General features: G+C 45.5%; 12 protein-coding genes. All 12 read right to left on the bottom strand.

Annotated features, from left to right (window positions below; genetic code table 11):
* Positions 1-24: 24 nt before the first annotated feature.
* The 12 genes from L4C39_RS09710 to gspC all read right to left on the bottom strand — a co-directional run bounded on the left by L4C39_RS09710 (position 25) and on the right by gspC (position 11629).
* On the bottom strand, positions 25-789 hold the full coding sequence (locus tag L4C39_RS09710; RefSeq protein ID WP_113796190.1) for a type II secretion system protein N: 765 nt from the start codon (positions 787-789) through the stop codon (positions 25-27).
* Position 790: 1 nt separating this feature from the next.
* A complete protein-coding gene (locus L4C39_RS09705) occupies positions 791-1285 on the bottom strand; it encodes a type II secretion system protein M (RefSeq protein WP_017052059.1) in 495 nt (164 codons plus the stop codon).
* Positions 1286-1296: 11 nt separating this feature from the next.
* Complete coding sequence (gspL, locus tag L4C39_RS09700) at positions 1297-2535, bottom strand: type II secretion system protein GspL (protein ID WP_017052060.1); 1239 nt, start codon at positions 2533-2535, stop codon at positions 1297-1299.
* A complete protein-coding gene (gene gspK / locus L4C39_RS09695) occupies positions 2504-3556 on the bottom strand; it encodes a type II secretion system minor pseudopilin GspK (protein WP_017052061.1) in 1053 nt (350 codons plus the stop codon). Before gspK ends, gspL begins: the two co-directional genes overlap by 32 nt.
* Complete coding sequence (gene gspJ / locus L4C39_RS09690) at positions 3549-4268, bottom strand: type II secretion system minor pseudopilin GspJ (RefSeq protein WP_136994066.1); 720 nt, start codon at positions 4266-4268, stop codon at positions 3549-3551. Before gspJ ends, gspK begins: the two co-directional genes overlap by 8 nt.
* Entirely contained in the window at positions 4255-4614 is a 360-nt protein-coding gene (gene gspI / locus L4C39_RS09685) for a type II secretion system minor pseudopilin GspI (protein WP_017052063.1), read from the bottom strand. Before gspI ends, gspJ begins: the two co-directional genes overlap by 14 nt.
* The gene (gspH, locus tag L4C39_RS09680) at positions 4604-5221 is read right to left on the bottom strand and encodes a type II secretion system minor pseudopilin GspH (protein WP_261888705.1); all 618 of its coding nucleotides are present in this window, start codon (positions 5219-5221) and stop codon (positions 4604-4606) included. Before gspH ends, gspI begins: the two co-directional genes overlap by 11 nt.
* 88 nt (positions 5222-5309) lie before the next feature.
* Positions 5310-5753, bottom strand: a complete 444-nt coding sequence (gene gspG, locus L4C39_RS09675) for a type II secretion system major pseudopilin GspG (RefSeq protein WP_017052065.1) — start codon at positions 5751-5753, stop codon at positions 5310-5312.
* 104 nt (positions 5754-5857) lie between these two features.
* Positions 5858-7084, bottom strand: a complete 1227-nt coding sequence (gspF, locus tag L4C39_RS09670; protein ID WP_017052066.1) for a type II secretion system inner membrane protein GspF — start codon at positions 7082-7084, stop codon at positions 5858-5860.
* On the bottom strand, positions 7084-8586 hold the full coding sequence (gene gspE, locus L4C39_RS09665; protein WP_017052067.1) for a type II secretion system ATPase GspE: 1503 nt from the start codon (positions 8584-8586) through the stop codon (positions 7084-7086). The genes gspF and gspE overlap by 1 nt, the downstream gene beginning before the upstream one ends.
* Positions 8586-10610, bottom strand: a complete 2025-nt coding sequence (gene gspD, locus L4C39_RS09660; RefSeq protein WP_429745579.1) for a type II secretion system secretin GspD — start codon at positions 10608-10610, stop codon at positions 8586-8588. The genes gspE and gspD overlap by 1 nt, the downstream gene beginning before the upstream one ends.
* Before the next feature lie 89 nt (positions 10611-10699).
* On the bottom strand, positions 10700-11629 hold the full coding sequence (gene gspC, locus L4C39_RS09655) for a type II secretion system protein GspC (protein ID WP_040887159.1): 930 nt from the start codon (positions 11627-11629) through the stop codon (positions 10700-10702).
* Between the last annotated feature and the right edge of the window lie 12 nt (positions 11630-11641).

Genomic DNA, 11641 nt, shown 5'->3' with positions numbered 1-11641 from the left:
AACCAGATTCTGAGAAACATCGGCTTAAAAACGGCCTTGGTAGTTAAACTGATACTTACCTTGCCCATCAGGATTACCTAACCATTTTAATTGTGCCTTCATAGCCGCAGGGAATTCGGCGCCAGGTTTAAACCACGCTTGGCTGCTATAACGACGGTTAGGGGTTAACTCACCGGTAAATTCACTGCTAACATTGGAACTCTGCTGTCCACCCTTCGCACTGATCTTACTATCCGCACAAGTAAAGTCGGCAATCACTGGCCCTAAATCAAGGCTTCCAATTGGCGATTCAACACTGCTACTACTCCACGCCAGTGAACCTTCACCCGCTTGGCACCAAGGGCTCGCGTAAGTCATCTGCTTAATGGTTAGCTCTAATTGACCATTCAGAGTCACAGGAACGGGAATTGGCATAGGAGATAAGGCTAATGCTTGCTCTGCTGGCATTGACGCCACAACACTCTCCGCATAAGGGCCCGACAAACCATACCCAACCATGCCTTTACCATGCAGCCCAATATCACTGCCACGTCCAAAGCGGACGGCAAATTCAGCTTTCGCTTGGAATAGTTGGCTTAACTGAAAATCCCAGTTTGCAGCACCATAATTTCGCTTCTGCCAACTCACTTGATCCGCTCGACCCTGCCAAACCGTACCTTGAGCGCCTTCGATTTTAAGCCCTCGAACGCTCGGCATGTGTTGCAGTACAAAAGAGATGGGTAGATGAGCCAACAAACTGACTGAGAATACCAATACAAATATGACGCTATAAAGAATCCCGCGTTTCACTTCAATTGCCTCGCTTAAATTGGAGTCTATTCACATCAATCACACCCGATTTTTCTGAGCGGTCAATATCCATAAATTCAACCTCAACCCCTTTCTGATCTTTTAGATAAGCGATCCAAGAGAGGAACTGATTGAAAGGCACAGGTTTAATCCAAACCTGTAGCATTTCATTACGAGGTTGAACCCGAATTAATTCAATTTTATAACCTCGAGTCGAGGAAGAAATAATCTGGTTAAGTGGCTGATTAGAGACTTTAATGCCGCCAGCACTGCGTAACGCAACAATTTCATCCGCTTTATTTTCTACCCAACTAAGCAGCTGTTTCTCACTGGTGATACGAAGTTGAGCCTGTTCCGCTCGTACATTCAATGGTTGCAACAGCCCCCAGTAAATCACGCCAATTGTAAGTAACACTGAGCAACCAATCACTAATCGCTGCTCACGCTGGCTAATACTCGTCCACCACGTTTGTAGTAAGGAAAGTAAATTCTTCACTGTTTTCTCCCTCACTTACGCTTTAAGACGAAACTGCCCATCACCGAATCACCGGTGCGATTCAGTTGGCCTTGTTCAACATTAAATTGTTCAGACAACTTAACTCGTGCTTGTTCAAAATTTTGGAAATCGGCACCGCTTGCTTGGAGGCGAACTTCGCCACGATTGCCATCATATTTTAAGCTTTGCAACTCAATACTAGAGATGGTCCCCAACGTTTTAGGCAGTAGGTTTATCCATGTAAGCATAGAATCCGCTTGGCCAGAACCAGACAAGCGTTGCTGCTCAGTCGTCATTTGACGCTTTAGGTAACTCACTGTTGGGATCTTTCTTTTATCAGGGAACACGCTACGGAAAATGCGTTCACTTTCGGCGCGATAAGCTTTCACCTGAGCTTCATACTGATTAACGAGTAACACTTGCTGCGTAGCTAAAACGGCGATCAAAAAGGTGCTAGCAATCGCGACTTTTTGCCACGTTTTCCAGTATTTCAGTAATGATGACTTGGGTTTAAAGTGGCCCGTTAATAAGTTGATAGAGCTGGCTATCGCCTCTTGCGCGAGGATCTGCATCACAAGCGTTGCTGGCTGCTGCTCCCACTTACAGGTTGAGCCAACTAACACGGATTCGTCGGGCAGTTCGCTGTAGCACTGTATACTTTGCTCAGCAGCACCTTCAGTATCCGCTTCCGATCCTAAAAACCAATCTGACTGGCAGAACAGTGGAAGCCAATCTTGATCAACCGCCACCGCTTGATAAGCATTTTTGCGCATCAACCACTGCTGACCAACCTGCACCGCACTCATACCATTATCTACGACTGGCAATGCTAATCCATCCGGTAAGACTTTTTTGATCTCAATACCAAGCTGTTTGAATTGACCTAATATTTGGCTGAGCCAATTCTGATCAACCCCACAAACTGACGCTTTCTGACCTGATTTCTCTAAGACACTAAAATGCAGCTCATCGGCATCTTGAGCGATCTCATCTTCCACCAAATAAGGCAACATACTTTCAAACTGACGCGCCGCGCCTGCCGGAATATCAACCGTCGTCATAACCACATCGCTGCTCGACAGTAAGACGATCGTGGTTCTCTGCTGTGCATAAGGCACCAACTCTTCTAATTGTAAATAACTGTCTAACTGGCCACTCGCAATCACTTCACTTTGGTTTGTAGACCAAACAAGCCATTGGATCGGTACATTATGTTCGCTACTCAGCCGAACGGTCAGAAACTCGCTCACTGATCCCTCCAAAACGACGGCGTACTACCGTCACAGTTTTCCGATTATCGCTGTACAAAAGGCTTCGGATCCGCACCCGCGAATCATCCACTAAAATTTGTGCATCCAATTCAAAATAAGCACTATCTACACTTAAGTAAGATTTTGCCTGCTTCTTTGTTTTCTCATTAACAGCGGCAATATCGGCCTCTGCCATAAATTCATCCACACTTGCCCAACCATCAAAAGGACGGCTTTCGATCAAGTCTTTAGCATTCGACTCACTGAGTTCAGGATCAAACATTGCGACTAAAAGCGTGGCCTGCTCCGGCGCGAGTGTATTCACATTTAAACGCCAATTGTCGGTTGGTAGAGCGCACACGAGATTATCAACTTTCTGAACCACGTCACCTTTAACTTGGTACACCGCTCGCAATTCACTGCTATCTGCCATTAAACTATTTGGCGAGAGATACGAGGGTTTTAACGCTTCATAAGTACTGTCTTCTACACCAGAAGAGGAGGTCACATTGGTATCGCTGTCGACAAATTCCCACACCGAATCAGAGATGACCTCTGCTGAATAATTTTCAACATCAGATTCCTCTAACAACCGTTGCAATACTTTAACTAAATATGGACGATCCGTAGATGACAGATTCGCTTTTACTTGAGCTAATGCATTCAGATTAAAACAGGCTTGGCGATCAATAATTCGCCCAGATACTTCTCCATAATCAAGTGGATACACTTGTTCTTCTAACGCCCAACCTTGGTTAAGGTTCACGGTATCACTGTCTTTGTAGCTCTGCTCAATCGCCACTTTTGCTAACGATTCAACTCCTAAACTATACCAATAGGCTTGCTGGTAATTCACCTGATTTCCGGCACGCTGAAATTGCACAAACAGACGCTCAGACATGCTGGCTGCGATGGAAGCCATGATGGCTAGTAACATCAAAACCACGATCAACGCGACACCCGTTTGTCGGCGTCTTGGTTGATTGAGCGCTTTCAGCTTCACACGAGAGGTATTAACCATTGTTGCCACCACTCACTTGAGAACTGCTGCTCGAATCCTGAGAATTAGCATTATCTTGAAGCTTAATGCTTCCGCCCGACGTGAGGTAAATCCGCTCAATTTCGCCAAAATCTTCAAGAGTTAGCACTACAGAAACGGCTTTGGGTAGAGAGAGTTTGCTCTGCCACTGTTTCTGCCAGCTTTTTCCATCGTAAAAACGTAAATCTAAACTTTCCACTTGAGTCAGCAGCGGTGTCACCACGCCAGCTTGCCCTGCTGGTGTATCGGGATAACGCCACCAGACACGCTCAAGGGTGGATTCTTTTAATCGATAGCCGACTTTAGTCACTTCCCCACGAGGAAATTGCTGTTGTGGGTTATGCCAACCTAAACGAGTAAACATGACCCCTTTCGCGTCAGAGTCCAACAGATACTCTTGCCACTGAAGAAGGGCAGATGTCGGCTCTTCGCCATCAGTACGGAACTGCCTCAACGCCATTTGACGAAAATCACTGTCCATCATGACCAGTGAACGTTGAAGTTCATTAATTCGAGTGCTGCGCTCTAAAGAGACTTCATTACTGCGCTGTATTTGATTCACCACCTGATAAGCCGCAAGACTTAAGGTAGAGAAAATGGCTATCGACACCAAAACTTCAATCAGGGTAAAGCCTGCAGATTTGATGGATGAACTCGCGGTTGAGCGGTTTGAGGATCGTTTATTTAACCACATAACTTCTCACCGTCGATAATGGGCTTCCGCCTTTCTCTAATGAAGCACTCACATCAAACGCCTTGAGTAAGTCGCCACTGGTGTTAACCGGCGTTACTTTCCAATACCAAGTTCTACCTGCCATTTCAGCTTCGCCTTTCTGAGCTTTTAACTTATCAGTGCTCAGCAGTACTTTCGCCATCTGGTTATCAACCACCATTCCTGCGAACATCTTCTCTTCTAGATAGCTGACAGTATTAATATGCTGAGTCACCGATCGAATCACGCTTATGGCTGCGGTCGCAAAAATCGCGAGTGCCACCAGCACTTCTAACAACGTCATCCCACGAGTTCGGTTATTCTTCATCGCTCTCTCCAGGGGTGAGTAGATGCACCGCTCCCGTCTCTTTCACGGAAATACGCCAACCATCTTGAGCAGCATCTCCAACGTTGGGATAAATCGCTAAAACAAACGGAGTCAGTTCACCACTTGAGAGTAAAAAGAGTTGTGGTGGTTTTTGAGGTTTTTTCTTCTTTTCATCAGCGAAGAGATTGTCAGATTGGGTATCTCCGCCGAACATGTTCTCATCAAATAAGTTGCTCGGCTCAAAAAGTCGGTCATCACTTCCCCACGCACCACCGCCCAAGGTTAGCTGAAGTGCGATACTTTCATCTAACTCTGTCACCGCTGGAATTCGGTCCATCTCAAGCTCTTGCCAACCATCAGCCGCCAGCGTGAGGTAAACATAAGTAGACTTACTCTCATCAACTCGAATACCAAAATCTTTACCGCTTAGCACTGCTTCTTCATTGAGTAACATGAAGCGCTGATAAAAGCGTTGAGCCTGTTTTTTACTAAGATCATCACTATTATCAGGCAGCGTCGCGATCACCGCTACGGCACTAACGGAAAGTAGTACCAATACCAGCATAATCTCAATGAGGGTAAAGCCTGTGGCTCGTTTGATTGTCATACTATGTTATATAACCGCCGTATCACTTGATATTGATCGGGGCTCATAAGAGTAAAATGGGCAGCGAAATCGCTACCCACGCTATCTCTTATTGAAAGTCCTGAATGTTCCAGTTGCCAATATCGGCTGAAATATCTTCACCACCTTCTTGACCATCAGCACCAAGCGTAAAGATATCAATATTACCGTTATCACCAGGGCTAAGGTATTGGTACTCGTTGCCCCATGGGTCATTTGGAAGACGCTTGATGTAACCATTGTCACGGTAATTACGTGGCTCAGGGCTGCTTGGTTTGGTGACCAACGCTTCTAAGCCTTGGTCTGTTGTTGGGTAAACGCTGTTATCTAGCTTATACATATCTAACGCATTTTCTAACGCGATAATATCGGTCACGGCTTTCTGTTGGTCGGCTTTCTCTTTGTTACCTAACAAGTTCGGAACAACAAAACTTGCGAGTACGCCTAAGATAACCACCACAACCATGACTTCTAATAGTGTAAAGCCCGCTTGTTTTTTCATTCTATTTTTCATGTTTCTCTCCGAACTAAAATTCTCTAATTGCTGACAAGACAGCTCTAAAATTGACGATGCATTATATTAATAGTGTGTAAAATTGACTGCGTATATTGACGACACTACCCACTAATTAAGTTATTCATTTCCAGCATTGGCATCAAGGTTGCCATCACAATAAACAGCACCAAACTCGCCATTAACGCGATCAGTGCAGGGGTAAAAATACCCAACGCGATATTGACGGTAGATTCAAAGTTTTGATCTTGCGTGTTCGCCGCTCGTGTCAGCATCTGCTCCAACTGACCACTTTGTTCACCACTGGCGATCATATGCAGCATCATTGGTGGAAACAATTTGGTTTGTTCAAGGGCTTTACGCAAACTCGAACCTTCGCGCACATTATCAGCTGCGGCCGTGACTTGATTTTTCACATACTGATTCGACATCACATCCACTGCCACTTTCATCCCTTCCAGAATAGGGATCGCACTCGACGTACAAATCGATAATGTATGGGCAAAGCGGGAGGTGTTTAATCCTTTCGATATCTTTCCGATCAGCGGCATCGAGAGGATTTTTCTATCCCAACTCAGACGAATGCTAGGTTTACTCAAGGCAAGCTTGCAAAGATATATGCTGACCACGACCACAGAGAGCAGCATCAACCCCCAGTTTTGAATAAATTCGCTGGATGCTAGCAGTATTTGAGTGGATTGAGGCAGCTCTTGACCCATCTGCAAAATAGGTTCGACGATTTTTGGCACCACGCTTGCCAGCAAAAATGACACAATCACCACAGCAAAGACGACAAGCACAACCGGATAGATCATCGCTTGTTGCAACTTAGAACGCATCTTTTGGCGGTTTTCAGCATAGTCGGCAAGTCGCTCCAAAACGCCATCTAAATGACCCGATTTTTCACCCGCAGCAACCATTGAACGAAACAGTTCATCAAAAATATGCGGATAATCCGCAAAACTGTCTGCCAACGTGTAACCTTCCGTCACCTTTGAACGAATAGCGGCCATCATGGTGCGAATTCGTGGTTTTTCAGACTGCTCAGAAACGGCTTTTAAGCACTCTTCAAGTGGCATGCCTGATTGTACTAATGTCGATAACTGACGCGTAATCAAAGCGAGATCAGGCGTACTGATGCCACGCTTAAAACCTGAAGATTTACCACTGGCTTTATCGGCTTTCGCTTTGGTCTGTGTTTCCACCACTTCAATCGGGACTAAGCCTTGCTCTTTTAAACGCTGGCGAACTTGACGAGCATTATCACCTTCGATAACCCCTTTTTTCTGTCTGCCTTTTTCGTTTAAGGCTTTGTATTCAAACGCCGCCATTATGCTTCCTTAGTCACTCGCATAACTTCTTCAAGCGAGGTTATGCCACGTTTCACTTTCGCTAAGCCATCATCACGAATACTTGGCGTTTTAGATCGGATGCACTTATCAATCGCTTGTTCACCCGCTTCGCCATGAATCAGTTCTTGGACGGATTCATCTATCATTAGAAGTTCATGGATACCCGTTCGGCCACGGTAGCCTTTGTTATTACACTGCTCACAACCATGAGCTTTGTACAGCACCAACTCTTGATCACTGCCGAGATTAAACAGTTTCTTCTGCTCATTATCGGCTTGGTAAGGCACTTTGCAGTCTGAACATAATGTTCTCACTAAGCGTTGAGCCAATACTCCCAATAATGATGACGAGATAAGGAAAGGTTCGATCCCCATATCACGCAGACGAGTAATCGCACCAACAGCGGTATTCGTGTGCAATGTCGACATCACTAAGTGACCCGTTAATGATGCTTGAACCGCAATTTGCGCCGTCTCTAGGTCACGAATTTCCCCGACCATCACCACATCGGGATCTTGACGAAGAATGGCACGTAAACCACGCGCAAACGTCATATCCACTTTTGGGTTAACTTGAGTTTGGCCGATACCGTCAATATCAAATTCAATCGGGTCTTCAACCGTGAGGATATTTCGCTCGTTGCTATTCAGCTCTTGCAAGCCCGCATACAAGGTGGTTGATTTACCTGAACCCGTCGGGCCCGTCACCAAAATAATACCGTGAGGACGTTTGATCAAACGGCGGAAATTTTCATGATTTTCGGCTGTCATGCCTAAACTGTGTAGATCTAAGCGGGTCGCGTTTTTGTCTAAAAGACGCATTACCACACGCTCACCGTGTGATGATGGCATGGTCGAAACACGCACATCCACCGCTCGGCCACCAATACGCAAAGAGATACGACCATCTTGTGGAACACGCTTTTCTGCAATATCCAACTTGGCCATCACTTTAACCCTCGACACCAACAGTGGTGAGAGTTTACGGCTTGGCGCTAGAACGTCGCGCAACACACCATCGATACGGAAGCGAATCGATAAGGTTTTTTCGAATGTCTCAATATGAATATCAGAAGCACCCTCTTTGATCGCCTCACCAAGCATGGCGTTGATCAATTTGATGATAGGTGCGTCGTCTTCCGACTCAAGTAGGTCTTCATCTTGTGGTAGTTCTTCCGCAAGAGAGAAGAAATCATCGTTATCGGCTCCGATATCTTCCATTAACTGACGCGCTTCCGACGAATCACGTTGATAGGCATCGGTCAGTTTTTTTTCAAACAGCTCTTCTGAAATCGCTTCAGGCGTAAAAGCCCCTTTTAGCACTCGACGAACTTCCATTAATGCCGCTGCCTTGATGGGCGCAACATAAAACAAGATCGGGGGACGCTCTGGGTGAGCGTACTCCAATACCAGTTTAAATCGGTTGGCGAAACTAAAAGGTAGACGACGATAAGCTGGCGCCGTATCCAACATATCAACCATTATTGCGTCTCTTTCATTTGATCTAGAAACGCTTGAATTTCTGCGGGGTGACGAATGTCATCACCAAACTCAGGCAATACCGGAATCAAGCTGTTATCCATCAACTTCAAGCCTTGATCCGCTTTGAATAGCTGCTCAGCTCGAATGTAGTTGTATTTACGTTGAGTAATGCCATCAGCACTCATTCCATCACGAATAATGGTTGGCTTAATGAACACCATCAGGTTCTTTTTCTCAACTTGAGTGCTGGTTGATTTAAATAGGTGCCCCAAATACGGAATGTCACCTAATAGCGGCACTTTAGATTCACTCTCTAATGCACGCTCATCAATCAGACCACCAAGCACCAGCATCTGTCCATCTTGCACAATCACGGTCGTATTAAGCTGACGTTTAGCAAAACGGACATCAACCGCACCATTCGCGCCAAGAACGTTCGATACTTCTTGCTCAATTTGTAGCTGAACCGAGTCGCCTTCGTTGATTTGTGGTACCACTTTCAGCTTGATACCCACTTCTTTACGATCAACGGTTTGGAATGGGTTGTCATTACCCGAACTCGCACTTGAACCCGTCAATACCGGTACTTCTTCACCCACGATGAAAGAAGCTTCGCCATTGTCCATCACTGTAATGCTTGGAGAAGAGAGGATGTTCGAATTAGAATCTGTCGCGACAGCACTAATCAAGGCAGTCCAGTCACCCATGACTACACTCATGGCTGCGCCGTTCACCTTCCCTAATGCGCTTGCTAAAGTAGAGTAATCACCTTCTTCCGTGGTTTGTATTGGTACTGGGTTATTATTACTATCGAGCTTATATTCAACCTTATTTTGATCTTTTGCTTCTTCCAATCCAACCATCACTTGGCCGATTGATGCGCCCGTGTTGCCGTACTGGATCATCGCGCCGGTTTCTAGGTTGCCCCACTGAACACCTAGGTTCACCCCGTCGCCTTCTGACATCTCAACAATCAATGCTTCAATCAGCACTTGTGCACGACGAATATCAAGCTGAGCAATCACATCTTGAATCGCATTCATGATATCTGGCGGAGCGGTGATCACGAGAGAATTGGTGCCTTTATGCGCCGCAATCACGACATCACCGCGCTTAGTTTTACTGTTCTTACCGCCCGACTGTTTCTCCGCTTGCAGGTTGTCTGATACGCCTTTTAGCACATCCACCATGTCTTCTGCTTTCGCGTATTTCAGGTAAACCACACGGTTATTACCTTTGGTCGCCATTTCAACATCCAGTTGTTCAATCAGACGACGTAGGCGTTCACGCACTTTCGGGTCACCTGAAATCAGAATAGAGTTGGTGCGCTCATCGGCCACCAATTTAGGCTGTAAGAAAGCAGGGGTATTTTTTGTATTGGTGGTTTTATTTAACGCTTCAACAATACGTACCATTTCAGCAGCAGAGGCATTTGCTAGCTCTACTACTTCAATCTCTTTGTCACCCGCTTGGTCAACACGTTTGATGATTTCCGCTAAGCGATTCACCACCGCTGCACGGCCAGTAATCAAAATAATGTTAGCAGGGTCGTAGTGAACGACGTTACCCGCGCCCGCATTATCATTTAGCTGACGTAATAATGGAGATAATTCACGAACAGATACATTTCTTACAGCCACAACACGAGTGATCACGCTGTCGCCTTTAATGCGTTCGTTATTGCCCACTACAGGAATTGCTGAGGTTTTTGCATCTTTCGCTTTAATGATTTTCAAGATGCCGGTGTCCATTTCAACCACCGCAAAACCGTAGACTTCTAATACGTTCAAGAAGAAGCTGTAATACTGCTCTTCATTGAGTACATCGTAACTACGGACGTCGATTTTGCCTCGAACGGCAGGATCAACAATGATGGTTTTTTCTAGATTTCGACCAACAATATTGATGAATTCTTGAATGTCTGTTCCTTTAAAACTCGCACTAAAATCATTTGCGATAGCCGCTGGAGTACAGAATAAGCATCCCGCTAACAACCATGCACTCTTCTTCAACCAATGTTTCACGAACCTCTCCCTCTACTCACCCCATGTGGCATGAGTCTGTCTTCTTATCTTAAATGTATAATTCGTTATCAATATCGATGATGGTGTCGCTAAAATTCAATATAGATGTCGTGTTGCTGTCCATCTCTCTCGACAGTGAGACTCAGCTCTGTCAAATCAGAAATCGACCTAAATATTTGCCCCATCGCCTTTGGATCGGTGAGGTCTAACCCATTCAGTTGCGTGGCTATATCGCCGCTTTGTAAACCAACCGACTGAAATAACTCTGGCTCTTTACCCGGGCTAACGCGATAGCCTCGTACTTTACCACCCTGCTTAACTTGGGATAGACGAACGTATTGGAATATCTGTTGTGGATCACGAGTAATCGTTTGTTTTATCTTGGCTAACTTATCACGAGCGCTTGATGGGTTGTTACCACGGACATTAGAAACGGTTTTTTTATTACTCGGTTCCGAAACGGAAAGCTTCTTATACTCTAAACCTTCGAGCATTAACGTCTCATCTCGTCCAGAGTTATCAATAATGACTCGATCAATCAATACCGCTTTCAACTTAGCGCGAGTGCCTTCAATTTCTTCATTGATACCGTATGTCGCTTGCTTACCGCGATTGGCTATAACCGCTAAACTGGTATTAGGGTTTGAACTTGCCACCGCACCCACGAGCACAAGATTAAGACGTGTTTTCGGCGCATCTTGCACAACAGGTTTAGCGATCACTTGAGGTCTTTTTTCATCATAAGCGCCAAACAGGTTGATACTTTGTAAGTCAGATAGATCCATCTGCTGCGATTGATGATTACCACGGTTTTGAGAGACTTGCGCTTTCCATGGGACTAGAGCTCCGCTTTGAGGCTGAACGAACCATATGATTTGCCCTAGTATCCAAGCAGACGCTGCGATTAAGACTAGTGTTAGTACAAAACTGATCTGTTGCTGGAGTGCTGGCCCGTTATTCAATAACCGCATATATAGCGGGCTACTATTGATTCCGCTTCCGAGCTCTAATCGTTTCAAAAATTCGATTCC

The sequence above is a fragment of the Vibrio clamense genome, from assembly GCF_050337905.1.
GTDB classification, from domain to species: Bacteria; Pseudomonadota; Gammaproteobacteria; order Enterobacterales; family Vibrionaceae; genus Vibrio; species Vibrio cortegadensis.
This window is presented reverse-complemented; position numbering and strand designations above follow the sequence as displayed.